Consider the following 23,241-nt stretch of genomic DNA (forward strand, 5'->3'; position numbering starts at 1 on the left):
ACATGCCCTTGCAGTCTTGAACTCGTCGCTGCGACGCACGATGTTGGCGAGGGTTGGTCGTCATCGGCGATGGCGCAATGCGGGGCATGATCCGGACGTGGAGCCAGCTGTTCCGGAAAGATCATGCTCAAACGAGGCACCGGTCTTCATTCTCGATGGCGTCTTCTGAAATCACCCTAGAAGCTGTAGCCGACATCGGCGGCATTCCGGCCGCCGAATGGGACGCCTGCGCCAATCCCAAGGCGGATGCGGACAGCATCCATCACCTCGACACGCTGGCCTCGCCCGGTTCCGCAAAGGATTGCCAGACCACCGCAAGTTCGAGCTATAACCCATTCGTTTCCCACGCCTTTTTTGCCGCCGCCGAAGCCTCCAAGTCGGCCTGCCCGCGGACCGGCTGGGGCCCGCGGCATCTGATCGCGAAGCTCGATGGCCGGATCGTCGGCGTCGTGCCCTGCTATCTGAAATCGCACTCGCAGGGCGAATACGTGTTCGACCGCGGCTGGGCCGAGGCCTACCACCGCGCCGGCGGCAGCTATTACCCGAAGCTTCAGGTGTCGGTCCCCTTCACGCCCGCGACCGGGCCGCGGCTGTTGATCCGCGACGGCGTCGACCGCGAGGTGATCGGCTCGGCGCTGGCGCGGGGCCTGCGGGCGCTCTGCAACGCCACCGAGGCGTCCTCCGTGCATGTGACGTTCGCCCGCGAGGACGAGGCCAGGTTCCTCGGCGCCCACGGTTTCCTGCAGCGGACCGACCAGCAGTTCCACTGGCACAATCAGGGCTACAAGACCTTCGACGACTTTCTCGGTTCGCTGAACTCCCGCCATCGCAAGGGCATCAAGCGCGAGCGCCGCGAGGCGGTCGCCGCCGGGATCACCATCCACTGGCTGACCGGCTCGGACATCACCGAGGACGCCTGGGATGCGTTCTTCGAGTTCTACATGGAGACCGGCTCGCGCAAATGGGGCCGGCCGTATCTGACCCGAGAATTCTTCTCGCTGATCGGCGAGACCATGAGCCGGGACGTGCTGCTGGTGATGGCCAAGCGCAACGGCCGCTGGATCGCCGGTGCGATCAACTTCATCGGCTCCGACACGCTGTTCGGCCGCAACTGGGGCGCGATCGAGCACCACCCGTTCCTGCATTTCGAGGTCTGCTACTACCAAGCGATCGATTTCGCGGTTCAGCGCGGCCTCAAGGTGGTCGAGGCCGGCGCGCAGGGCGAGCACAAGCTGGCGCGCGGCTACCTGCCGCAGACCACCTATTCGGCGCATTTCATCGCCGACCCCGGACTGCGCCGGGCGATCGCCGATTACCTCAAGCGCGAGCGCGACTATGTCGCCGAGGTCGGCCGTGAGCTCGCCGAGGCCGGCCCGTTCCGCAAGACGGTCGACGACGACGCTTGACGTCTCCGCCGCCACCTAGGCAATAAAAGCAGCATCATCGAGGAGCCGCCGCCATGCCCGCCGCCTACGACAGCAACAACATCTTCGCGAAGATCCTGCGCGGCGAGCTGCCCTGCTACAAGGTCTATGAGGACGAGCACGTGTTCGCGTTCCTCGACATCATGCCGCGCTCGCCGGGGCACACGCTCGTGATCCCGAAGGCCCCTGCCCGCAACATCCTCGACATCAAGCCCGACGACTACGCCCATGTCGCGCGCGCCTCGCACAAGATCGCCGCCGCCGCGATGAAGGCGTTCGAAGCCGACGGCATCACGGTGCAGCAATTCAACGAGCCGGCCGGTGGCCAGGTCGTCTTCCATCTGCACATGCACGTCATGCCACGCAAGGACGGCGTCGCACTGCTGCCGCCCGCGAGCCACAAGGAAGACGGCAAGGTGCTGGAGGCCAGCGCGGCGAAGCTGATCGCAGCGTTGAAGTAATCCCCGCTGTCATTCCGGGGCGCGCGGAGCTCGAACCCGGAATCTCGAGATTCCGGGTTCGATGCTTCGCATCGCCCCGGAATGACCGGTTGAGAGATTCTACTCCGTCTCAAAGTCCCCGGCCTGCGGCGGAGCCAGCGGGGTGAACTCGCAGCGATCGGGCTTGACGTCGATCAGCGGCGTCTCGTCGAGGCAGTCGAGGCCGCGCACCAAGATGACGTTGCCCTCGACGCCGACCAGCTTGACGATCGAGGTGCCGATCGGATTGGGGCGCACCGGCGAGCGCAGCGAGAAGGTGCCGCGGGTGTTGCCGTTGTTCTTCGGGCTTTGCAGCACGATGTCGCGGCGCGACTGGTGCAGCCAGTACAGCACCTCGAGATTTGAATAGAAATCGACGCCCTTGATCGCGGCGACCCAGGGCTCGAAAATCTCGAGCCGGCACACCGGGCCGTCATGCCGCCCCTGTCGCGGCGTCGCCAGCCGCGAGGTCCAGGGCGTGCGGATGCGGCCGATGAAGACAAGCGCGGCATCGCGCGCCGTCGGCATGTCGACGGCGACCTCGCCCTGGCGCAGTTCCATTTCACGTACCATGTGTCAATCCAGCGATATGTTCAGCGCCTTGACCACGCCCGCCCATCGCGCGCGATCGGTATTCACGAACTTGTCGATCTCGGCCTGGCTCTTCGCATGCAGCGGCGGGAAACCGATCTTGAGCAGCGAAGCGCGGAACGCTTCGTCGTTCAAGGCCCGGTCGAGGCTCGCCTTGATCTTGTCGGCGACGTCGTCAGGCACTTTCGACGGCGCTGCGATACCATACCAGACGCTGACCGCATAATCGGGATAGCCGCTCTCGGCGATCGTCGGCAGATCGGGCAAATCGGGGATGCGCTCGGTCGAGCTGACGCCGAGCGGCCGCAGCATGCCCGATTTGACCGGCGGCAGCGCGGTGCCGAGCGTGTCGAACATCAGCTGGATGTTGCCGGACAGCAGATCGGTCAGCGCGGGTCCTGCGCCCTTGTACGGCACGTGGGTCATCTCGACGCCGGCCATCTGCTTGAACATCTCGCCGGCGAGATGAACCGTGCCGCCGGTGCCCGCCGATCCGAAATTGAGTTTTCCGGGATTCTTCTTCGCATAGGCGACGAACTCTGCGATCGTCCTCGCCGGCACCGACGGGTGCACCTCCATGATCATCGGCGCGTCCGTGATGACGGACAGCAGGTGAAAATCCCTGTCCGGATCGTAGGGCAGCTTCTTGTAGAGCATCGGATTGAGCACGAAGATCGAGGCGGCCGTCACGAACAGCGTGTAGCCGTCGGGATCGGAGCGCGCCACGGCCTCGGCGCCGATCGCGCCCTGCGCACCGGCCTTGTTCTCGACCACGACCACCTGCTTGAGATCGCGCCCGAGATATTCGCCGACGATGCGGCCGAGCACGTCGGTCGGCCCGCCCGCGGCATAGGGCACCACGAGCTTGATCGGCCGCATTGGATAATCCGCGGCACGCGCCGGCAGCGTCGCCGCCAGCAACGCCGTCAGAGCAACAATGATTAGCGATGATGCGCGCCGCTGCATGCCGTTTCCCCGTTGTCTTGTTCTTGGGGAGCGAGAGTAGCGGATAATGCGGACGCCGCAATCAGCCGAGCCAGTATTTGCCAGCGATCATGACGACTTCGCCTGCGATCACGCCGGCGAAGATCGATTTCCTCGCCAGCATGAACACGACAAAGCCGGCGGCGACGGCGCCGTAGCGCAGCCAGTCCGGCACGCTGGCGAGCGCGCCCGGCGGTTGCACCACGATCTGCGCGATGATACCGGCGAGGATCGCGGTGGCGACCGCCCTCACCCAGACCAAGAGTTCGGAGTTCTCGTCGATGCCGCCGCCGAACCACAGGCCGAGCATGCGCCAGATCTGGTTGGGGATGACGCCCGCGACGAACAGGATCGCCAGCGCGTGCCATTCGCCGATGAAACCGCTCATGCGCGCGCCCCGACGATGCCTGCCCTCGCGCGGTGCACGGCATAGGCGATGGTGCCGGCGACGACGCCGCTGACCAGGATGTCGACGCCGCTGTTCAGCATCGCCGCCAGCGGGAACAGCAATAGGCCGAGCACCAGCGCGATGACATCGGCGAGCTCGCGGCAGTTGCGCGCCGTGGAGAACAGGAAGGCGAGCGGCGTCAGCATCAGCATGCCGGCGGCGAACAGCGGCGTGAGGTTGGCCGCGAGCATGTAGCCGATCGTGTTGGCGATCAGGCAGACCGTGACCAGGCCGCAGCCGAGCCCGTGGATGAAGGCGATCCGCCGGTTGCGCGGCACCTGCGGCAGGAAGCGGAAGCATTCGACCCACAGCGTCACGGCGGTGAGATGCGCCACCAGGATCAGATGCCGGCGCTTGGTCTGTTCGGTCCGCATCATCGGCAACACCGACACCACCATCGGAAACAGGCGGATCGCGCTGACGGTGACCGCGATCGCCGATTGCAGCACGGTGGCGCCGGAGCCGAGTGTCGTGATCACGATGATCTGCGCAGGGCCAGCCCAGACGAACGCCGTGCTCGCCAGCGTCCAGCCCAGCGAGAAACCGGAATCATGCGCCAGCGCGCCGATGCCGAGATATGTCGCAAACAGCACCAGGGTCAGCACGGTCGCGCCGATCGACCGCGCGCCCCATAGGAAGGCGCGGAATGAGGTGTGCCATTGCGGAGAATCGAGCGGAGGAAGCGCCACGGGGAACCGGATGGTTTGCAATCGCGGCGGCTTAGGGCGCTGACAACGCAGGGTCAAGCAAGAGACGGCACAGGGCGGGTATGCGCCTTGGTAGCCCGGATGAAGCGCCAGCGAAAATCCGGGGCCGCTCTTGCAACCGGCGAGAGCTGTCCCGGATTGCGCTTCGCTTCATCCGGGCTACCGATCCACGCAATCACGCCCTGTTCTTCAGCACGAAGCACGCCCCGCCCGCCTTGCGGATGCGGTTGCACAGGCCGTCGGCCTCGGGGCGCGTGTCGGCGCCGATGCGCACCTGGTAGAAGGTCGCGCTGCCGCGGGTGCGCAGCCGCGAGCTCAACAGGCTCGGATCCTGGTCGCCGATCACGTTGGCGAGGCGCTTGATGGCGCGGGCATACATCGCCAGCGCCTTGTCGCGGCTGAAGCCGGCGGCGAGCTGGACGCCCCACACCTTGGCCGCCGACAGCGTGATGTGCTGCTCGAGCCCTGCGACGAACGGGTTGGGCGCGCGCTTGAGCAACGCCATCAGCTCGCGGCAGCTCTTGGTCGGCGCGCGCTGCGGCATCTTGCCGTTGCGCCCGGCGGCGGCCCAGTCGTCGACGCTGGAGCCGGTGATCGCGGAGACGTAGTTGCGCGTCTCCTGCGGCATGTATCCGGAGCCGGCGAGCCAGTCCTGGATTCGGCGCGGGCCGGCATTGTAGGCCGCCGCCGCGAGGCCGAGATTGCCGAACTGGTTGCGCAGCTCGCTGAGGAATTCGGCCGACTTCGGCAGCGCCTGCACCGGATTGAACGGATCGAGCAGCCCGCGCTCGTTCGCGGTGCCCGGCATGAATTGCGCGATGCCCTGCGCGCGCTGGCCGTTGCGGGTCATCGGACCAACCGCATCGGCCTGGAAGCGGCTCTCCTGCCAGATCACGCGCGCGAAGAATTCGAGCGGCAGATCGTTGGCCCGCGCCGCCGACTCGATCATCAGGCACATCGCCTCGCGGGTGTCGCTCTCGCGCACATCGTCCGCGGGCTTGTCGGTCGCCGCCGCGGGCGTATCCGCCGGGGGCGTATCCGCCGGGGGCGCGGCAGGTTTCTCGGCCGATGGTGCGGCCTGCTCTCCCAGCGGTGGCGCAGGCGGCTCCGCCGGCGCGGCCGCGGGCTGCTCAGCGGGCTTGTCCGGGGGCGGCGCTGCCGGCTGCTCGGCGCCAGGCGGCGGCGCCGGGGCCGCGGCCGGAGCGTCCTCCGCGCCGACCCGGGCCGGCGGCACCAGCAGCACAAGCATGACCAATGCGGCGCAACGACCGGTTCGCATGGCAATTCTGTTCCCGTGCGGGCGCGGCTTGACACCGCAAGCTCGTGGTCTAGCTATGGACTGAAATGATGGCGCGCAAAAGGGAGCGCAAATGGCCGCAGCATCCGACGATCAACTCGGCTTTGCCCCCGATGACGACGCCCCGATCGGCTATATGAAGCGAACCCGCGATTATTACGCGGCTATCGGCTACACCACCCCCTACCGCTGGGCGCATTACACCTCCGCCCCGTTCCAGCCCCTGAAGAAGCCGCTGAACCAGTCCCGGGTCGCCATCATCACGACCGCGGCGCCGTTCGATCCGGCACGGGGCGACCAGGGTCCCGGCGCGAAATACAACGGCGGGGCCAAGTTCTATGCGGTCTATGACGGCGACACGTCAAAGCAGCACGATCTGCGGATTTCGCACATCGCCTATGACCGCACCCACACCACGGCGACCGACAACGGCACCTGGTTCCCGCTGGCACAGCTGAAGCGCCTCGCCGCGGCCGGCACGATCGGCGACGTCGCGCCGCGCTTCTTCGGCGCCCCGACCAACCGCAGCCACCGCGTCACCATCGAGACCGACGCGCCCGAAATCCTCAAGCGTTGCCGTGACGACAAGGTCGACGCCGCGGTGCTGGTGCCGAACTGCCCGGTCTGCCACCAGACCGTCAGCCTGGTGGCGCGGCATCTCGAGGCCAACGGGATTTCCACGGTCGTGATAGGCTGCGCCAAGGATATCGTCGAGCATGCCGCGGTGCCGCGTTTCCTGTTCTCCGATTTCCCGCTCGGCAATTCCGCCGGCAAGCCGCAGGACGTCGCCTCGCAGGCGTTCACGCTGGAGCTGGCGCTGCGCGTGCTTGAGCAGGCGCCCGGTCCGCAGACCACCGTGCAGTCACCGCTGCGCTGGAGCGAGGATGCTTCCTGGAAGCGCGACTACAGCAACGCCGATGCGCTCAGCGCCGAGGAGCTGGCCCGCCTGCGCCGCGAGTTCGACGCGCAGAAGGAAGTCGCCAAGGGCCTGCGCGAGCGCGTGGCGTAAGGCTCGGCGCTAGACACGAGCACTTAGCCAACTCAAGGCGTCGTCGCTCGGGCGACCTGTACGGCGGTGAGCATGCCGGTCCGTTCATGGCAGCCGAGATATTCGAAGAACTGCTCGTCGGCGCCTGCCACCGTGACCTCGTGATACAGCCTGAGCTTGGCGTTCGGCCCCAAGGTCGAGAGATACTTCATCGCCGCGCCAAAAATCCTGACATGGGTCGGGTGCGATTCCGCCCAGCGCTCGAGTGCCGCAAGGCTCTTCCACCAGCTCTGGCCGTAAGACTTTTCGGTCGGCCTGCCCTCCGCATCGACAACGCGCATATAGCGGTTGGCATAGCAGCCGATCGGCACACCGTCGTCGCGCAGGAAATCCATGCCCTGGCGCAGCACCGGTTCGACATCGTCGAGATACATCTTGCGTTCCGCTGCCTCGGTATCGCTCCAATCCTGTCCGGAACGGATCAGGCAGAGATTGTCATGCGCGACCACACGGACGCGTGCGCCGTCGCGAATCACGCGCGGCTCGCCGCCCGGCGTCATCGCGTCGGTCTGCGACAGCGGGATACGGTCGCGCATACCGCCCCAATAGGCGTGCTCCTGCACCTCGCCGCTCATGCCGTCGGCAAGCACCGCGACGCCCTCCGGACGGCCGAGCGACGAGAACAGCGTCTCGTAGCGCGCAACATGCGGCCGCAGCACCTCGATGAAGCGACCGACGCCATCGCCGGCGCCGCTGCCGGTCCAGGCCTCGCGCGCGCCGTCGAACCAGGCGTCGAAACGCCCGGCGTCGTCCCAATAGGCGACCGAGACGACGTTGGTGAAGCCGGCCTGGTCAACATATTGCGCGCGGTCCCAATGCGTCGGACTGTTTTCTCTGGCAAAGCGCGTGGCGATCTGCGCCAGCGCGTCGGTCGCCGCCGCGCTCCTCTCACCGCGATATTGCACGCCGAAATAGGCCATGATCACGCGCGTGACCGCGGGCTTGTGGCGCGCGACGAAGGATGGATAAGGCGGCGCGTAGTCGTCGGGCACACGCCGATGACGCGATCGGACTGTCTGCAAATGAGATGGAATGGCGGATTCCATGGCAGTCGCCTCCCGTTGGATGTCGTGCTTTCAGCTCGCGGCCGCGTCGATCTCCTCAAGGCTGTCGAGCGGAAGCGCGAAATGCTCGACGCGCTTCGACGGCTTCTTGTTCAGCAGCAGACGCGTGACATCGGGGCGCGAATAGTGCCCGGCCGGATCGGCGGCGTTCTTGGCGATCCCGATCGCGCCGAGATCGATATCGGCGAGCAGCAGGCCCTCCTGCTCGGGCGGCAGCTTCTCGGCGATCGAGCTGCCGTCCGGCCCGTAGATCGCGGCATGTCCGCCGCCGACATGCAGCAGCGCGTGCTTGTCGTCGCGGTCGCACATCTCGTCGACCATCGCCTGCGAGACCGTGGCGCAGGGCGCCAGCACGAAGCACGAGCCTTCGACCGCATAGACCCGCGAGGCCGCGTTGTTGACCTCCCAGCCGAGCGCCGGCGCGAACGGATCGTACAGCGAGAAGCTCGGCCAGGCCGCGACATGGACCTGCTCGTTCTGGGCGTACATCGCGTATTTCGACAGCGGCTGCAGGTGCTCCCAGCAGCACAGCGCGCCGAGCCGGCCGATGCCGGGACGGTCATGCACGGCAAGGTCGCTGCCGTCGCCCTCGCCATAGACGGTGCGCTCGGCATGGGTCGGCCGCAGCTTGCGCCGCTTCGCAATGGTCTCGCCGTCGGGCCCGATCAGCCATTGCGCGAGATAGAGGCTGCCGCCGTCGCGCTCGGACAGGCCGAGCACCGTGGTCATGCCGGCCTTCTTGACCGCGAGCCGCAGCTTCTCGGCCTGCGGGCTGTCGTAGCTGAGCGAGTTGTCGAAATAGCGCTGCACGAAACCGCGCCCGATCGCCCAAGCCGGCGAGTCCAGCCAGATGTACCAGGGATAGCCGGGGATGAACGCCTCGGGGAACGCGATCAGCTTCGCCCCTTTGGCGGCGGCCTCCTCGATCAGCGCGATGGACTTGGCGATGGAGGCGTCGAGGTCGAGCCAGGCAGGTGCGGCCTGCACCACCGCAACGCGGTATTTCGGATGTTCGATGCCCATGATGTCCTCCTCGCGGCCGACGCTTCCGGCCGGTTCGTGCTTGATCGGCCATGGCGGCCTCTGACATCATGCTGCCCCGAGACCGGGCACGCCGTTCGACCAGGACGGAAGGAAAATTCGACTGCGGAGGAGATTCCCCGGCCGTCCCCGGTATGAAGCTTGCTTTGTTTGCGTGGCCAGCGTTTGCACTCGTGAAGGGAGGAAATCATGCCGGCCCTGTTCACCACGGAAGACGCGCCCACCCATCGGCGCCTTGCGCTCTGGCAGGACATCGTCTGCGACGTGTTCGTGCAGCTCGACTGCAAGTCCGATCTCGGCATCGACTTCCACGGCGCCATCACCAGCGCGCAGCTGGGCGCGGTGAAATGCTCGGTAGTCTCGTCAGGCCAGCAACGGGTCCTGCGTACCCCGTCGCGGATCGCTCGCGCCAGCGAGGATTTTGTTCTGTTCGCCCTCGGCCGGAGTGGCGCGGGCGCCGTGCTGCAGGACGGCCGCGAGACCGTGATCCAACCGGGCGAGTTCGCATTCTACGACACCACCCGGCCCTATGAGCTGCGCTTCAACGCCGACTTCACGCAGACCATCTTCCAGGTGCCGCGCGCCATGCTGCACCGGCGCTTCGCCGGCACCCAGGGCTTAACTGCGACCACGTTCACATCGGATCGTCCCGTGCAGCGGCTCGCCTGGCAGTTCATCGCGGGGCTCTCCGAGATTGCCGACAAGCTCGATCCTGACAACGCGATCCGCCTCGCCGACCAGGCCGCCGACCTGCTCGCGATGGCAATGAGCGAGCGGCTCGGCGGCGCCGCGCTGCCCGCCTCGACCCACCGCTCCGCGCTGCTCTACCGGCTGAAGGCGCATGTGCTTGCGCATCTGCCGAACCCCGAGCTCAACCTCGCCGAGACCGCCGCCGCGCTCGGCATCTCGCCGCGCTACGTCAACAGCCTTTTGGCCGACGAGGACACCTCGTTCCAGCGCTTCGTGCTGGCGCAGCGGCTGGAGCGCTGCAAGCGCGACCTCGCCTCGCAGGCGCACGCGCATCGCCACATCGGCGAGATTGCATTCGCCTGGGGCTTTAACGATCTCTCGCATTTCGGCCGCGTGTTCCGTGACCATTACGGCCTGTCGCCGCGCGACTGGCGGCAAAGCCGGCTGCCGAACTAAAGCGTTCTCCGTGAAGCCAAGGGTCTCTTGCGGCGCAAAATAGCCGGGAATCCACGCCATCACGGATGCAAATATTTACACTAACTGCAACGGGTTCCCCGGCGCACTTCTTTTCGCTGCGGCGGACCGGTACATTCGTGCCGTTCATTTGGAGGATTTCCCATGCAGGACCGGCGCCAGAACGTACGCGAGAAGGTGTTCTATGGTGCGGTTGCGGAGATCAATGAACGCGGCTCGACGATGGATTGCGTCGTCCGCAACATCAGCGAAGGCGGTGCCTGCGTTGAATTTAGCGATGCCGCGCACTTGCCCGAAGAGATGAATCTCAGCGTCGCACGCAAGGGCCGCTCGTTCCTGGCCCGCCTGATCTGGCGCCAGGCCAACAAGGTCGGCCTCGCCTTCCGGATCATGACTTCCGACACGCCGGTCAGCGATCTCGACGAGCGGGTCCGCCACAGCGAGATCAAGAAGCGGCAGCTGCAGCGACGCATCAACGAATTGCTCGGCCAGGGCTGAGCCGCCTCGGCTCGGAGTCTTCGTTTCCGTCGCGGCCGGCATCCGGCATTCGGGGTTGCAAAGGCCGGGCTAATCCAGCATGCGGTAATCCCCGCAACGCCGGAACCGAGAGCCACTCCACGACATGTCGTCCGCGATCATTGAGCATCCCGACGGGCTGCCGCAGCCGCAGCGCAATTGGGCCATTCTCACGATCGCGCTCGGCCTTGTGATGGCCGTCGTCGACGGCTCGATCGCCAACGTTGCGCTGCCGACCATTGCCCGGGATCTGAACGCCAGCCCGGCGTTCTCGATCTGGATCGTCAACGGCTATCAATTGGCGATCACGATCTCGCTGCTGCCGCTGGCCTCGCTCGGCGAAATCATCGGCTATCGCCGCGTCTATCTGGCGGGGCTGTTGCTGTTCACGCTGGCCTCGCTGTTCTGCGCGCTGTCGTATACGCTGCCGCTGCTGACGGTCGCCCGCATCCTGCAGGGGTTTGGCGCTGCAGGCATCCTCAGCGTCAACACCGCGCTGGTCCGCTTCATCTATCCGCATTCGCTGCTCGGCCGCGGCATCGGCGTCAACGCGCTGGTGGTCGCGATCTCCGCTGCGGTCGGCCCGACCATCGCCTCGTTCATCCTGGCGGTCGGGACCTGGCCGTATCTGTTCGCCATCAATGTCCCGCTCGGCATCGTCACGCTGGCGCTGGGCTGGCGCTTCCTGCCGCGCACGAGGCCGGCGGTTCACGCCTTCGACTGGCAGAGCGCCGCGCTGAGCGCCATCGCGTTCGGGTTCGGTATCAGCGCGATCGACAGCGCCGGCCATGGCGGGTCGCTGTATCTCTGCGCATTGGAGTTCGCGGTCGCCGCGGTCGCCTCGCATTTGCTGTACCGGCGGCAGCAGCATCTGCCCTCGCCGCTGCTGCCCGTCGACCTGCTGCGGATTCCGATCTTCGCGCTCTCGATCGGCACCTCGATCGCCTCGTTCTGCGGCCAGATGCTGGCCTTTGTCGCGATGCCGTTCTATCTGGAAAACCATTTCGGATATTCGGCGGTGCAGATCGGCCTGTTGATCACGCCGTGGCCGATTGCGGTCGCGTTCGCCGCCCCGCTCGCGGGCTGGCTGGTGGAACGCTATCCGGCCGGCCTGCTCGGCGGCATCGGCCTGCTGCTGTTCGCGACGGGATTGGGCACGCTGGCCTTGATGCCGGTCAACGCCACGCCGATCGACGTGGTCTGGCGCATGGCGCTGGCCGGCGCCGGCTTCGGCCTGTTCCAGACCCCGAACAACCGCACCATGATCGCCGCCGCCCCGCGCGAGCGCTCGGGCGGCGCCAGCGGCATGTTAGGGACCGCGCGCCTGCTCGGACAGACCATCGGCGCCGCTTTGGTGGCGCTGCTGCTGGCTCGCTATCCGGCTGACGGCACCCGGATCTCGCTGATGGTCGGCGTCGGCTTTGCCGTCGTGGGAGCTGTGCTCAGCACGCTCCGGCTGTCCTCGGCCGGCAGCCGCGGCGCCGACCGGGTGCGGGTCCAGGAGGGCCAGCGGCTGAAGGGCGAGTGACGGCGCGGAGACGCGCCTCCCACCGCCAGAAACAAAAAGGCCGGCTGTTCAGCCGGCCTTTTCGTTTGGTTGTTCGCTCGCGCCTCAGACCTTGACCATCGGTCCCTTTGAGGCCGGCCCCTTGGTGCCGCCTCCGCCGCCGTTGGGACCGCCCTTCGGCGGCTTGCGCTTGCGCGGCGGCAGGTTCTCGGGCTTCGGCGTGACCGGGCCCTCGACATATTCGAAGCCGATCTTGTCCTTGGCGGTCGCCTCGTCCTTGACCAGGATGACGCGGACGTGTCCGCCGCCCTTGAGCTGACCGAACAGCACCTCATCCGCGAGCGGCTTCTTGATGTGCTCCTGGATGATGCGCGCCATCGGACGTGCGCCCATCTGCTCGTCATAGCCGTGCTCGATCAGCCAGGCCTTTGCAGGCTCGGACAGCTCGATCGTGACGTCGCGGTCGGCGAGTTGCGCCTCGAGCTGCAGCACGAACTTCTCGACCACCATGCCGATCACCTCGGCATTGAGGTGCGAGAACGAGACGATCGCATCCAGCCGGTTGCGGAACTCCGGCGCGAACTGGCGATTGATCGCTTCGTGATCGTCGCCTTCCCGCTTCGAGCGGGTGAAGCCGAAGGCCTGCCGCGCAAGATCGGCCGCGCCGGCATTCGTGGTCATGATCAGGATCACGTTGCGGAAGTTGACCTGCTTGCCGTTGTGGTCGGTGAGCCGGCCATGATCCATGATCTGCAGCAGCACGTTGTAGAGATCCGGGTGCGCCTTCTCGATTTCGTCGAGCAGCACGACGCAATGCGGATGCTGGTCCACGCCATCGGTGAGCAGGCCGCCCTGGTCGAAACCGACATAGCCGGGAGGTGCGCCGATCAGGCGCGACACGGTGTGCCGCTCCATGTATTCGGACATGTCGAAGCGCAGCAGCTCGACACCGAGCGACGCCGCCAGTTGCTTGGCCACCTCGGTCTTGCCGACGCCGGTCGGACCCGAGAACAAGTAGCTGCCGATCGGCTTCTCCGGCTCGCGCAGGCCGGCTCGCGCCAGCTTGATCGACGCCGCCAGCGACTCGATCGCCTTGTCCTGGCCGAACACCGTGCGCTTCAGGGTCTGCTCGAGATGCTTCAGCACCTCGGCATCGTCCTTCGACACGCTCTTCGGCGGGATCCGCGCCATGGTCGCGATCGTGGTCTCGATCTCCTTAATGCCGATCGTCTTCTTGCGCTTGCTCTCGGCGACCAGCATCTGCGCCGCGCCGGACTCGTCGATCACATCGATCGCCTTGTCGGGCAGCTTGCGGTCGTGGATGTAGCGCGACGACAGCTGCACCGCCGCCTCGATCGCCTCGTTGGTGTATTTCAGCCGATGGTAATCCTCGAAATAGGGCTTCAGGCCCTTGAGGATCGCGATTGCGTCTTCCACCGTCGGCTCGTTGACGTCGATCTTCTGGAAGCGCCGCACCAGCGCGCGGTCCTTCTCGAAGTGCTGACGGTATTCCTTGTAGGTGGTCGAGCCCATGCAGCGGATCGTGCCCGAAGCCAGCGCGGGCTTCAGCAGATTGGACGCATCCATCGCGCCGCCGGAGGTGGCGCCGGCGCCGATCACGGTGTGGATCTCGTCGATGAACAGGATAGCGTTCGGATGCGCCTCCAGTTCCTTCAGGACCTGTTTGAGCCGCTCCTCGAAATCACCGCGATAGCGGGTGCCCGCAAGCAGCGTGCCCATGTCGAGCGAGAAGACGGTCGCGGCCGCCAGCACTTCCGGCACATCGCTGTCGACGATGCGCTTGGCGAGGCCTTCGGCAATCGCGGTCTTGCCGACGCCGGCTTCGCCGACGAACAGCGGGTTGTTCTTCTGGCGGCGGCACAGCACCTGGATCGCACGATTGATCTCGGCATTGCGGCCGATCACCGGATCGATCTTGCCGTCGCGCGCCTTCTTGTTGAGGTTGACGCAATAGGTCTCGAGCGCCTCGCCCTTCTTCTTGGCGTCCTCGTTGCCCTTGGTCTCGGTTTCCTCGTCGACGCCGCGCACCGGCCGCGCCTCGGACACGCCGGGCCGCTTGGCGATGCCGTGGCTGATGTAGTTGACGGCGTCGTAGCGCGTCATATCCTGCTCCTGCAGGAAGTACGCGGCGTGGCTCTCGCGCTCGGCGAAGATCGCGATCAGGACGTTGGCGCCGGTCACTTCCTCGCGACCGGACGACTGGACGTGAATCACCGCGCGCTGGATCACGCGCTGGAACCCGGCGGTCGGCTTCGCGTCATCGGCGCCGTCAGTCACCAGGTTTTCGAATTCGGTCTCGAGATAATTAACGAGGCTGGTCCTGAGCTTGTCGAGATCGACGCTGCAGGCCCGCATCACAGCCGCCGCATCCGAGTCATCGATCAGCGACAGCAGCAGATGTTCGAGCGTCGCGTATTGATGGTGACGCTCGTTTGCGATCGCCAATGCACGGTGCAGCGACTGTTCAAGGCTTTGGGAAAAAGTTGGCATTCGCGTCCTCTATGGCCCCCTGCCATCATGATCGCCATTACCGGGTCAGGCAATAACAACCTTCGTGATCGCCTTTGATATAGTTACGACGGATCGTGGCGAAAGACCGGTCCCGCGATGATGGTTTTCTTCTAAATTCGGGGCATCGGGGCGTCGCGCGGCGACGCCCGTGATCGTACGGGAACGCCGTTCACCACCATCAAAATCCGCGATGCAAGACCCGTTCCGCGCCTCGCGGCGGGTCAGTCGTTCCAGCGACCTATTTCTTTTCCATCACGCACTGCAGTGGATGCTGGTGCTTGCGCGCGAAGTCCATGACTTGCGTCACCTTGGTCTCGGCGATCTCGTAGGTAAAAACGCCGCACTCGCCGATCCCGTGGTGATGAACGTGCAGCATGATCTTGGTCGCCGCCTCGGCGTCCTTGTTGAAGAATCGTTCCAGCACGTGAACGACGAACTCCATCGGCGTGTAGTCGTCGTTCAGGATCAGGACTCGGTACAGGTTCGGACGCTTGGTCTTCGGCTTGACCTTGGTGATGACCGAGGTCGACGGGCCGTTGCCCGTCCCATTGCGGTTGTCATCATTGTTCATTTTCGGCGCCGGCGCGGCGGCCACCGCCGGCATCGACGAAACCGGCTCGGAAATCGGGACTGTCAACGTGGATCGCAACATGGCTCAGGCGTTCGAATTCCCCAAGGGAAACCGGATGGCGGGAAACCGGATGGCAATTGGATGGTGGTCGCGATTGCCGCAAGACTGATCGCGGAACCCCCAGCAATGCTTTCCAGATTGCCGCTCCCGGTCCGATCCGGCGGCCGGATCGACTTCCCGAATATGGGCCTCGCGAGGCCCAGCCGCAAGCGCAGACCCGGCGCGGCCCACCGGTCCGATTCCGGGCGCGGCAACCCTCGGAAGGTTAATCATTTCTGCCCGATTTGACAAAGGAGTCGGGCGGCCAATTTAGACGCCATTGAGGATAGCGAGCGCTTTTGCCCGGCTTTTGAGCCTCCCCCGCGCCGCCCTGCCGGGTTTCCCGCGCCCGATTCACCATCTGTTTAGCGGCGCCGGTCGAGATGCCACCGCAATCCATTTCGACGAGAGTGCCATGCTTGGTTCAGCCATTTCCGATCGCGTCTGCGCGGTTGCCCGCCGGTTTTCCAGGGCAAATAACGGCAATGTCGCGGTGATCTTCACCTTCGCAATGCTGCCGCTCCTCGCTTTCGTGGGAGCCGCGATCGACTATACCCGCGCCAACAACGCCCGCTCCGCGATGCAGGCAGCCCTCGATTCGACCGCGCTGATGCTGTCCAAGGATCTGACCATGGGCAACATCACGGCTGCGGATATCCCGAGCAAGGCGCAGACCTATTTCACCGCGCTTTACACCAATAAGGACGGCCAGGGCATTTCCGTCACGGCGAACTACACCACCCCGACCTCGAGCGCGGCGGCCACCATCCTGCTGGGCGGATCCGGCCACATCAAATCCGATTTCATGCAGCTGGCCGGTTTTCCGACGCTGGGTTTCAAGAGCTCGACGACCACCACCTGGGGCAACGTCAAGATGCGCGTCGCCCTCGCCCTCGACAACACGGGATCGATGTCGGACGACAACAAGATCACCGCGCTGCGCAACGCGGTGGCCGGAACCGGCGGGCTGATCGACCAGCTCAGCGCGCTGAGCAAGAACAATGGTGACGTCTATATCTCCGTCATTCCGTTCGAGAAGGTCGTCAATGTCGGCACCAGCAATGTCGGTCAGAGCTGGATCGACTGGACCGACTGGCTCAATCCCCCGACCACGCAGCCCGCCAACGGCACCATGCAGGCAAGCCTGCCGATGAACTGGCACGCGGTCGGACCCGGTGCGCGATGCCCGTGGACCAACAACAACGGCGGCTTCACCTGCCAGAAGAGCCCGACAAATACCGGCAGCGCGAACTACATCCCCTCGAGCGGGACCTATTCAGGCTACATCTGCCCCAGCGTCGATGCGAACTCCTACACGCGCTACAATGGCTGCTGGGTGAGCACGCAGGTCGGCACCGGCGTGTTCTGCAGCGGCTCGACGTCGTGCAGCTGTCCGAAGAATTCGTCGGGTAACGATGTCTCCGGCTGCAGTTGCGGCACCTCCGGCGGCGTCTATCAATGCACCGGCAAGCTGTATACCCACGACTGGACGCAGCCCGGCCCCAACGACACGGCCGACAATCAGGGCCAGCCCCGGGTCAGCGCCGTCGTCGGATGGACCAACAATCAATGGACCTCGACCAACCAGATCCCCACCGTGAAAAACGACTGGCGGCAAGCGTCCACCAACCCGATCGGCAACTGGACGGGCTGCATCGCCGACCGCACCCAGCCGAATGATGCGACCGGCGTGCTGCCGGCGTCATCCGACGTCACCACGCTTTTCCCGGCCAACGAGCTCTTTGAGAACGGCTACTCCTACTGCAGCAGCAACTCCTCGCCGCAGCTCGAGCCGATCATTCCGTTGAGCTACAACTGGACCGCGCTCAAAAATGCGGTCAACGCGATGCAGCCGACCGGCGGCACCAACCAGGCGGTCGGCCTGGCGTGGGCATGGCAGTCGCTACTGGTGGGCGGCCCGTTGAACACGCCGGCGGAGGACTCCAACACCACCTACAACCGGGTCATCATTCTCTTGTCCGACGGTCTGAACACCGAGGACCGCTGGCCCGAATACGGCGACGGCCGCACGCAGGCCTCCGGCAACCCGATCGACGCCAGGCAGGCCCTGCTGTGCCAGAATCTGCAGGCCGCGAAGGACTCCAGCGGCCAGCCGCTGTACACGATCTACACGATCCAGGTGAACACGCACTCGCCCGCCGATCCGACCTCGACCGTCCTCAAGAATTGCGCCAGCACGCCCGACAAATTCTTCATGCTGACCAGCTCGACCCAGATCCTGACGACGTTCAACACGATCGGAACCGCCCTCAGCAAGCTGCGGCTGGCCAAATAGTCCCCGCTTCAGGCACAGCAAAAAAGCCCGGCCAAACAGCCGGGCTTTTCGCTTGTCTTGGTCCGCTGCGCTTACTGAGCAGCGGGCGCGAACTTGGAGACCAGACCCTCATAGGGCTTGAAGGTCTGCTTGGCGCAGTCGCTGTACAGGCCGGCGATCTTCTGCGATTCCGCAACGAAGGTCTCGTAGGACGAGCGCAGGTACTCGGTCTGCGCCTCGAGCGCCTTGTCCAGCGACTTCACGCCCGACAGCTTCTCGACGAACGACTTGGTGTCCTCAAAGGACTTCTTGGCATAGTCGCCATAGGCGGTGGCGATGGCCTGAACGCCGCTCTGCAGGTTGTTCGCCGACGCGGTGACCGACTCGAAATGCTCTTTGCCGTAGTTCTGAATGTCTTCGATCTTGACCATGGATGGAATTCCTTTTCCCAGACTTGAAGGCGCAAATTCCCATTGCCGGGAAGCTCCCGGCCCCCTGACGCCGATAGCCATATCGCATCGCACAATAGAGTCAACGAATATTGTGCATCGCACAATCCCACAACCCCGAATCTCCGGCATTCGCGATAAACCCCGGGGGACTACGCAACGGTTGCTTAATCTTTTGGAAACTCGGTCCGCCTAACCTGATTCCCGGACTTTGTTCGCCTTCCGACAGACAGCCTCGAAAGCTGTTTGTGAACAACACCTTAGCTAGAAGAGCGACCTGAGCCGCCACCTCGGCCGATGGTTCTGCCCGAAGTGGTTTGTTGCGCAGGCAAGGATCGATGGCCGCCGGGCACAATTTCGCCTCACGAGCCAGTGATCTAGATAGAAATTGGGACGGGGAAGTAGATGCTTCGAACAACCTTGGCCTCCTCGCGGGCGCTGCGAGTTGGCGTTCTTGGGCTCGTTACCGTCACGACGGCGATCCTGATCACGAGTGATAGCGCCGAGGCGCGCCGTCACCGGCGCCACTACGCCCGTCACCACCACAGCCAGGAAGCGCGCGAGAGCTACAGCCCGCAATTCGCGTCGATCATCGTCGACGGCAACACCGGTTCGGTGCTCACCGCCACCAGTCCCGACGGCCTGCGCCACCCGGCCTCGCTGACCAAGATCATGACGCTCTATCTGCTGTTCGAGCGCCTCGATTCCGGGAAGATGAAGCTCGACACCGAAATGCCGGTGTCCGAGCACGCCTCCGAACAGGACCCGACCAAGCTCGGCCTGCGGCCCGGCTCGACCATCAAGGTCGAAGACGCCATCAAGGGCCTGGTCACCCGCTCGGCCAATGACGCCGCGGTCGTGATCGCCGAGGCGATCGGCGGCAGCGAAGACGATTTCGCCCGGATGATGACCCGCAAGGCCCGTGCGCTCGGCATGAGCCGGACCGTTTATCGCAACGCCTCCGGCCTGCCCAACGATGAGCAGGTGACGACGGCGCGCGATCAATCGACTCTCGGCCGCGCGATCCAGGACCGCTTCCCGCGCTACTACCGCTACTTCTCGACCTCGGTGTTTAACTTCCGCGGCCAATCGATCCGCAACCACAACCATCTGCTCGGCAACGTCGAGGGCGTTGACGGTATCAAGACCGGCTACACCCGCGCGTCCGGCTTCAACCTCGTGACCTCGATGCGCCGCGGCAATCGCTTCCTGGTCGGCGTGGTGCTTGGCGGCCGCAGCGGCGGCTCGCGTGACGCCATCATGCGCAACCTGCTCGCCGAGAACGTCGGGAAGGCCGCGACCACCCGCACTGCCGCAGCGATCACCGAACGCAATCCGGCCGACGCCAATGTCGAGGTCGCCGACGCGGATAGTGCGCGCGCGCCGGACACTTCGCCGGTCGCGGCATCGGAGCCCGCCGCTGCAGCTGCCGCGATCCAGGCGCCGCGCCCGGCCAGCAAGCCCTCGCTGATGGCGGCGGCCGCCGCCGCGCTGCCGCCGCTTCCGGCCAAGCCGGAGCCGCAGGCCAAGCCCGAGCCGGCGCCGCTGACCTCAGGCGTGATCCAGACCCAGCCGATCGCCGCGATCCCCGGCTCGGCTGAACCGATGAAGCCGGTCAAGGTGAAGACGGTGCAGGTCAAAGCCGGCCAGATCAAGCTCGCCGCGGCCGGCCCGGCGCAGTCCGCGCCTCCGATCACCAACACGATCCCCTCGCGCGGCGAGGTCCCCGAGACCTCCAATGCGATGATGGCGCGGGCCGCCGAGACCTCGAGGCCGGAAATGCCGCGGCAGCCGGCCAATTTCGGCACCGGCAATGGCATCCTCGGCGTGCTACCGGCCTCGGCCGTCCATGCACCCGCTACCCCGGCGCCACAGGCCGTTGCGTCGATCGAGCCCGCAACCCGCAGCGTGCAGGCCGCTCCGCCGACCAGCTCAGCAAAGCCGAGCGCCGCGCATACCGGCTGGATCATCCAGGTTGGCGCGCTGGAGTCCGAGGGCGAAGCCAACAAGCGCATCGACCTGGCGCGCAGCTCGGCCCGCGGCCTGCTCAGCAAGGCGGACCCGTTTACCGAGGTGGTCGCCAAGGATAATCGCAAGCTCTATCGCGCCCGTTTTGCCGGCCTCGAGCGCGATCAGGCCGAGGCGGCTTGCAAGACGCTGAAGCGCGCTGAGATCTCCTGCATCACCGTTCGCAACTGATCGTCAGCATCTGCTGATTTCGAACGGCCGGCGCCGCAAGCGCCGGCCGTTTTGCTTTTGCCGCCGCGAAAACAGCCGGCCGTCCGCGAGCGGCGCAACCATGAAACTTCTCGTCAAGATTTTACGGTTAAGTTTTCCCGAAAGAGCGATCGGCCACGCCGGACAGCGGCGGGCCAGACGGGGCATCAATCAGAAACGGAAGGCAGCTCTCGGCTGTGGCGTTGGTAGCGTAGCCGGAGTTAGAGATGCGTGCGAAGCAGAGTGTCCTTGGCCTCGTTCACACGGGCCGCGAGGTACGTCGAGCCCCCCTGGTCGGGATGGAGTTTCTTCATCAGGGTTCGGTGAGCCCGGCTGATGTCGTCGCGCGACGCTCCCGGCTGCAGGCCAAGGATCTGATAGGCCTCCTCGTTCGTCATTTTGCCGCCCGACGCCGCACGGCCCTGCCCCCGTGCCCGGTCGCCCTGTGCGTCCTGACGCCAGGCGGGAAAGCGGCGGTCCAGATAGCTTTCAAGTAGCGCGACGCTCTCGGCGTCGAAGCTCGGGACCATCGCCAATAGCTGCGACAGGTCGAACTCATCGAGCATGCGGCCGGCCTGCGGTCCGGCCACGATCTGGCCCCTGAGCACGCCGCTGCGGTGATCGAGGGTCATATCGAGATATTGCGAGCGCACCCGCGAGCTTTGTCCCTGGCTGCGCGAACCGCCGAACATACCGCCGAGATTGGGAAATCCGGTGCTTCCGAACGGCGACCAGCCGAGCAGTCCGGCGCCGAAAATGCCGAGCGGAATTGCCACCGCCAGTTCGCCCCGCACGCCGGTAAAGGCCGCGACCGCCAGCGCGAGCACCCCGCCGCCGATCTTGATCGCGCGCGCAAGCACGGCGGGATTGGCCGCACGGAACATCTGCAGCGCGGAATAAAGGACGACAACGGCGATGACGCCGGCGATCAGCGTTGGCATGTCGGGAATATAGGCGGCCCGGCGGCAAAAAGCATGCGAAGCTTCGTCTCACCGGCATCAGGCGGAGCCTGACGCGATGCGGCGCTATTTCATCTGGCCGATCAGCTTCGCCGCGCCGCTCGTCGTCTTCGCCAGTTGCAGCAGCGCCTCGCGGCCGCCGGCGGCATAGGCTGCGGCGGCACGCAGCAATTCGCGGAGCTGGGCGGCCGCGCCGGGATCGAACCTGCACCAGGCGCCGCCGGTCAGTCGCGCGATCTCGCGAAACGTTTGCTCGGCGGTCGCATCCCTGCCCTCCTGGAACATGAAGACCGGCACCTTGAGCAGGCCGAGCTCACCGGCTTTGGCGCAGAGATCGTCGGCGCTCTCCTCCATCGCGTCGCCGACGAACACCAAGGCGCGCACCCCTGCCTCGACCGCTTCGCGACGCGTCTCGGACAGCACCTTGCCGATCTGGGTGTTGCCGCCCTGGCAATCGATCTTGCTCATCAGCCGCGCGAGCTGCGCGCTGTCGGAGATCCAGCCCGACGCACGGCATTCATTGAAGCCGCGATAATAGACGAGGCGGATATCGAGACTGCCGAGCGCGCCGGCCTCGCGGAACATGTCCGCCTGCAGCGTGCACGCCATGTCCCATGTCGGCTGCCGGCTCATCGTGGCGTCGAGCGCGAACACCAGCCTGCCGTGGGCGCCGGCGCGATGCGGCGACATCGCCCGCGCCTTGGCGACGAATGCCGCGATGTCGTTCGCGCTGGATGCCGGCACGCCAGGCGCATGGGCCGGGCGTACATCGCTTCCGGATGTCGGTTTGATCGTCTTGCCGGCCATCAGCGCTTGCCTCGTACAGCAAACACTATGTGGGCCGCGGCAGTGGATTGGTCAACGTGAGAGGCCAGCCTGGACCGCGAGCCGCCCGGTCAATTCGTGACCGACGGATCCTTCTTCGTCTCGGTCTTGGTCAGCGAGAGCGACTTCTTGAGCTTATCGGTCAAGGTCTGAGGTTTCTCGACCGGCACGTAAAGCGAGACGGGACCGGGCTCCAGAATCTTCGGCGGCGCATTCCTGGTGTCGACCGGCGCGACAGCGCTGTCGGTATCGGCGAGGAATTTATCGAGCATGGCCTGGATCGAGTCCTTGGCCTTCTCGGGCCCGGTGTCACGCATGTCGTTGTGCTGGAAGTTGGTGTTCACCACGGTGATGCCGGCCTTCTCGCATTCGTCGGCATCGGGAACGACGCCCGGATCCGGCTTGAACTGCGAGTCATGCGAACGGAACGACAGGATCTTGAACTTGCCGTCGGTCATGAACGGCACGCGCAGATTGTCCAGCGTCACCACCTTCTTGATCTCGTCCGGATATTGCTTGGCGAAATACATCGCGATATCGCCGCCATTGGAATGGCCGACCATCGTCAGCTTGCTGTAGTCCGCGTTCGGCTTGCGCTTCTTCATCTCCTCGATCGCGAACTTGATGTTGGTGATGCCGCGCTGGTACTGCGGCAGGCGGCCGACATAGAGCTCACCGACCTTGGTCACCATCGGCCCGTCCGACGGCAGGTCGTTCTGAATGCTGATGGTCAGATAGCCGCGCGCCGCGAACACGTTCGCGAGGAAGGAATATTCGGTGAATTTGACGGTATTGCCATGATTGAGGATCGCAACCGGCAGCGTGATCATGCCAGCGTCGGCCTGCATCTCCTTGTCGAAGCGCACGGCAACGTCGACCGCGACCGGCCGCTCATCGCGCGTCGGGTCCTTGAACATGAGAGTTTCATGACGGATCGCCCACTTGCTCGCGGTGAAATAGGCCGCCGTGATCACCACGGAGAGAGAAAGCAGAACGAGAATTCCACGCTTCATGACGTCCTCGAGGTGCCCGCCTTTTCAGGGC

Annotated in this window: 22 protein-coding genes; 9 read left to right on the forward strand and 13 right to left on the reverse strand. The window is 65.3% G+C overall.

The window, feature by feature from the left end; genetic code table 11:
• Positions 1–155 precede the first annotated feature (155 nt).
• Positions 156–1,406: a GNAT family N-acetyltransferase gene (locus ACVI1L_RS37225; RefSeq protein ID WP_141342746.1), complete on the forward strand. Its 1,251-nt coding sequence runs from the start codon at positions 156–158 to the stop codon at positions 1,404–1,406.
• A gap of 53 nt (positions 1,407–1,459) precedes the next feature.
• The gene (locus ACVI1L_RS37230) at positions 1,460–1,885 is read left to right on the forward strand and encodes an HIT family protein (RefSeq protein ID WP_018271999.1); all 426 of its coding nucleotides are present in this window, start codon (positions 1,460–1,462) and stop codon (positions 1,883–1,885) included.
• 99 nt (positions 1,886–1,984) lie between these two features.
• Here ACVI1L_RS37230 and tsaA read toward each other — a convergent pair whose 3' ends face one another.
• The 5 genes from tsaA to ACVI1L_RS37255 all read right to left on the reverse strand — a co-directional run bounded on the left by tsaA (position 1,985) and on the right by ACVI1L_RS37255 (position 5,912).
• Positions 1,985–2,476: a tRNA (N6-threonylcarbamoyladenosine(37)-N6)-methyltransferase TrmO gene (gene tsaA, locus ACVI1L_RS37235; protein WP_026192858.1), complete on the reverse strand. Its 492-nt coding sequence runs from the start codon at positions 2,474–2,476 to the stop codon at positions 1,985–1,987.
• A gap of 3 nt (positions 2,477–2,479) precedes the next feature.
• Entirely contained in the window at positions 2,480–3,373 is an 894-nt protein-coding gene (locus ACVI1L_RS37240) for a Bug family tripartite tricarboxylate transporter substrate binding protein (RefSeq protein WP_456785122.1), read from the reverse strand.
• A 148-nt stretch (positions 3,374–3,521) separates the two neighbouring features.
• A complete protein-coding gene (locus ACVI1L_RS37245; RefSeq protein WP_141342748.1) occupies positions 3,522–3,866 on the reverse strand; it encodes an AzlD domain-containing protein in 345 nt (114 codons plus the stop codon).
• Positions 3,863–4,615 carry an AzlC family ABC transporter permease gene (locus tag ACVI1L_RS37250; RefSeq protein WP_028336401.1) on the reverse strand — a complete coding sequence of 251 codons (753 nt, stop codon included), beginning with the start codon at positions 4,613–4,615 and terminating at the stop codon, positions 3,863–3,865. Before ACVI1L_RS37250 ends, ACVI1L_RS37245 begins: the two co-directional genes overlap by 4 nt.
• Before the next feature lie 193 nt (positions 4,616–4,808).
• Positions 4,809–5,912 (reverse strand): lytic transglycosylase domain-containing protein, encoded by a 1,104-nt coding sequence (locus ACVI1L_RS37255; protein ID WP_233475619.1) that lies wholly within the window; start codon positions 5,910–5,912, stop codon positions 4,809–4,811.
• 91 nt (positions 5,913–6,003) lie between these two features.
• Here ACVI1L_RS37255 and ACVI1L_RS37260 point away from each other — a divergent pair, with 91 nt between their 5' ends.
• Positions 6,004–6,939, forward strand: a complete 936-nt coding sequence (locus tag ACVI1L_RS37260; protein ID WP_141342902.1) for a glycine/sarcosine/betaine reductase selenoprotein B family protein — start codon at positions 6,004–6,006, stop codon at positions 6,937–6,939.
• Positions 6,940–6,971: 32 nt separating this feature from the next.
• Here the strand turns inward: ACVI1L_RS37260 and ACVI1L_RS37265 are convergent, their stop codons facing one another.
• Both ACVI1L_RS37265 and ACVI1L_RS37270 read right to left on the reverse strand, forming a co-directional pair.
• The gene (locus ACVI1L_RS37265; protein ID WP_456785123.1) at positions 6,972–8,024 is read right to left on the reverse strand and encodes a phenylacetaldoxime dehydratase family protein; all 1,053 of its coding nucleotides are present in this window, start codon (positions 8,022–8,024) and stop codon (positions 6,972–6,974) included.
• 30 nt (positions 8,025–8,054) lie between these two features.
• A complete protein-coding gene (locus ACVI1L_RS37270) occupies positions 8,055–9,065 on the reverse strand; it encodes a carbon-nitrogen hydrolase family protein (protein WP_229192563.1) in 1,011 nt (336 codons plus the stop codon).
• Between the two features lie 207 nt (positions 9,066–9,272).
• On the opposite strand from ACVI1L_RS37270, the gene ACVI1L_RS37275 reads away from it, so the two are divergent.
• The 3 genes from ACVI1L_RS37275 (at position 9,273) to ACVI1L_RS37285 (ending at position 12,291) form a co-directional block, all read left to right on the forward strand.
• The gene (locus tag ACVI1L_RS37275) at positions 9,273–10,229 is read left to right on the forward strand and encodes an AraC-like ligand-binding domain-containing protein (protein WP_456785124.1); all 957 of its coding nucleotides are present in this window, start codon (positions 9,273–9,275) and stop codon (positions 10,227–10,229) included.
• 162 nt (positions 10,230–10,391) lie between these two features.
• Positions 10,392–10,745: a PilZ domain-containing protein gene (locus ACVI1L_RS37280; RefSeq protein ID WP_141342905.1), complete on the forward strand. Its 354-nt coding sequence runs from the start codon at positions 10,392–10,394 to the stop codon at positions 10,743–10,745.
• A gap of 124 nt (positions 10,746–10,869) precedes the next feature.
• Positions 10,870–12,291 carry an MFS transporter gene (locus ACVI1L_RS37285; protein ID WP_456785125.1) on the forward strand — a complete coding sequence of 474 codons (1,422 nt, stop codon included), beginning with the start codon at positions 10,870–10,872 and terminating at the stop codon, positions 12,289–12,291.
• An 84-nt stretch (positions 12,292–12,375) separates the two neighbouring features.
• Here the strand turns inward: ACVI1L_RS37285 and clpA are convergent, their stop codons facing one another.
• Both clpA and clpS read right to left on the reverse strand, forming a co-directional pair.
• A complete protein-coding gene (gene clpA / locus ACVI1L_RS37290; protein WP_076834521.1) occupies positions 12,376–14,781 on the reverse strand; it encodes an ATP-dependent Clp protease ATP-binding subunit ClpA in 2,406 nt (801 codons plus the stop codon).
• Positions 14,782–15,040: 259 nt separating this feature from the next.
• Entirely contained in the window at positions 15,041–15,373 is a 333-nt protein-coding gene (gene clpS / locus ACVI1L_RS37295; RefSeq protein WP_038385792.1) for an ATP-dependent Clp protease adapter ClpS, read from the reverse strand.
• Between clpS and ACVI1L_RS37300 the strand changes: the two genes are divergently transcribed.
• Complete coding sequence (locus tag ACVI1L_RS37300) at positions 15,366–15,542, forward strand: hypothetical protein (protein ID WP_156436563.1); 177 nt, start codon at positions 15,366–15,368, stop codon at positions 15,540–15,542. The two genes, clpS and ACVI1L_RS37300, sit on opposite strands and share 8 nt — an antisense overlap.
• Positions 15,543–15,887: 345 nt before the next feature.
• Complete coding sequence (locus ACVI1L_RS37305; RefSeq protein ID WP_057020815.1) at positions 15,888–17,768, forward strand: TadE/TadG family type IV pilus assembly protein; 1,881 nt, start codon at positions 15,888–15,890, stop codon at positions 17,766–17,768.
• A gap of 71 nt (positions 17,769–17,839) precedes the next feature.
• On the opposite strand, the gene ACVI1L_RS37310 is transcribed toward ACVI1L_RS37305, so the two are convergent.
• A complete protein-coding gene (locus ACVI1L_RS37310) occupies positions 17,840–18,178 on the reverse strand; it encodes a phasin family protein (RefSeq protein WP_016844841.1) in 339 nt (112 codons plus the stop codon).
• Positions 18,179–18,601: 423 nt separating this feature from the next.
• On the opposite strand from ACVI1L_RS37310, the gene ACVI1L_RS37315 reads away from it, so the two are divergent.
• Entirely contained in the window at positions 18,602–20,395 is a 1,794-nt protein-coding gene (locus ACVI1L_RS37315; RefSeq protein WP_456785126.1) for a serine hydrolase, read from the forward strand.
• Positions 20,396–20,634: 239 nt separating this feature from the next.
• On the opposite strand, the gene ACVI1L_RS37320 is transcribed toward ACVI1L_RS37315, so the two are convergent.
• The 3 genes from ACVI1L_RS37320 to ACVI1L_RS37330 all read right to left on the reverse strand — a co-directional run bounded on the left by ACVI1L_RS37320 (position 20,635) and on the right by ACVI1L_RS37330 (position 23,210).
• Positions 20,635–21,354, reverse strand: a complete 720-nt coding sequence (locus tag ACVI1L_RS37320; RefSeq protein ID WP_456785127.1) for a DnaJ domain-containing protein — start codon at positions 21,352–21,354, stop codon at positions 20,635–20,637.
• Between the two features lie 84 nt (positions 21,355–21,438).
• Positions 21,439–22,179: a vWA domain-containing protein gene (locus ACVI1L_RS37325; RefSeq protein WP_168857453.1), complete on the reverse strand. Its 741-nt coding sequence runs from the start codon at positions 22,177–22,179 to the stop codon at positions 21,439–21,441.
• Between the two features lie 89 nt (positions 22,180–22,268).
• Positions 22,269–23,210: an alpha/beta hydrolase gene (locus tag ACVI1L_RS37330; protein ID WP_057020818.1), complete on the reverse strand. Its 942-nt coding sequence runs from the start codon at positions 23,208–23,210 to the stop codon at positions 22,269–22,271.
• Positions 23,211–23,241 lie beyond the last annotated feature (31 nt).

The sequence above is a fragment of the Bradyrhizobium sp. USDA 4516 genome (assembly GCF_054055915.1).

Excerpts from the sequence above, each read along its gene's own strand:
- ACVI1L_RS37325 (WP_168857453.1), bottom strand. The coding sequence starts at position 22,179 with ATGGCCGGCAAGACGATCAAACCGACATCCGGAAGCGATGTACGCCCG.
- ACVI1L_RS37245 (WP_141342748.1), bottom strand. The coding sequence starts at position 3,866 with ATGAGCGGTTTCATCGGCGAATGGCACGCGCTGGCGATCCTGTTCGTC.
- ACVI1L_RS37305 (WP_057020815.1), top strand. The coding sequence starts at position 15,888 with ATGCTTGGTTCAGCCATTTCCGATCGCGTCTGCGCGGTTGCCCGCCGG.
- ACVI1L_RS37310 (WP_016844841.1), bottom strand. The coding sequence starts at position 18,178 with ATGGTCAAGATCGAAGACATTCAGAACTACGGCAAAGAGCATTTCGAG.
- ACVI1L_RS37280 (WP_141342905.1), top strand. The coding sequence starts at position 10,392 with ATGCAGGACCGGCGCCAGAACGTACGCGAGAAGGTGTTCTATGGTGCG.
- ACVI1L_RS37270 (WP_229192563.1), bottom strand. The coding sequence starts at position 9,065 with ATGGGCATCGAACATCCGAAATACCGCGTTGCGGTGGTGCAGGCCGCA.
- ACVI1L_RS37320 (WP_456785127.1), bottom strand. The coding sequence starts at position 21,354 with ATGCCAACGCTGATCGCCGGCGTCATCGCCGTTGTCGTCCTTTATTCC.
- ACVI1L_RS37265 (WP_456785123.1), bottom strand. The coding sequence starts at position 8,024 with ATGGAATCCGCCATTCCATCTCATTTGCAGACAGTCCGATCGCGTCAT.
- ACVI1L_RS37225 (WP_141342746.1), top strand. The coding sequence starts at position 156 with ATGGCGTCTTCTGAAATCACCCTAGAAGCTGTAGCCGACATCGGCGGC.
- ACVI1L_RS37315 (WP_456785126.1), top strand. The coding sequence starts at position 18,602 with ATGCTTCGAACAACCTTGGCCTCCTCGCGGGCGCTGCGAGTTGGCGTT.
- ACVI1L_RS37275 (WP_456785124.1), top strand. The coding sequence starts at position 9,273 with ATGCCGGCCCTGTTCACCACGGAAGACGCGCCCACCCATCGGCGCCTT.
- ACVI1L_RS37285 (WP_456785125.1), top strand. The coding sequence starts at position 10,870 with ATGTCGTCCGCGATCATTGAGCATCCCGACGGGCTGCCGCAGCCGCAG.
- tsaA (WP_026192858.1), bottom strand. The coding sequence starts at position 2,476 with ATGGTACGTGAAATGGAACTGCGCCAGGGCGAGGTCGCCGTCGACATG.
- ACVI1L_RS37260 (WP_141342902.1), top strand. The coding sequence starts at position 6,004 with ATGGCCGCAGCATCCGACGATCAACTCGGCTTTGCCCCCGATGACGAC.
- clpA (WP_076834521.1), bottom strand. The coding sequence starts at position 14,781 with ATGCCAACTTTTTCCCAAAGCCTTGAACAGTCGCTGCACCGTGCATTG.
- ACVI1L_RS37240 (WP_456785122.1), bottom strand. The coding sequence starts at position 3,373 with ATGCGGCCGATCAAGCTCGTGGTGCCCTATGCCGCGGGCGGGCCGACC.
- ACVI1L_RS37230 (WP_018271999.1), top strand. The coding sequence starts at position 1,460 with ATGCCCGCCGCCTACGACAGCAACAACATCTTCGCGAAGATCCTGCGC.
- ACVI1L_RS37330 (WP_057020818.1), bottom strand. The coding sequence starts at position 23,210 with ATGAAGCGTGGAATTCTCGTTCTGCTTTCTCTCTCCGTGGTGATCACG.
- ACVI1L_RS37255 (WP_233475619.1), bottom strand. The coding sequence starts at position 5,912 with ATGCGAACCGGTCGTTGCGCCGCATTGGTCATGCTTGTGCTGCTGGTG.
- clpS (WP_038385792.1), bottom strand. The coding sequence starts at position 15,373 with ATGAACAATGATGACAACCGCAATGGGACGGGCAACGGCCCGTCGACC.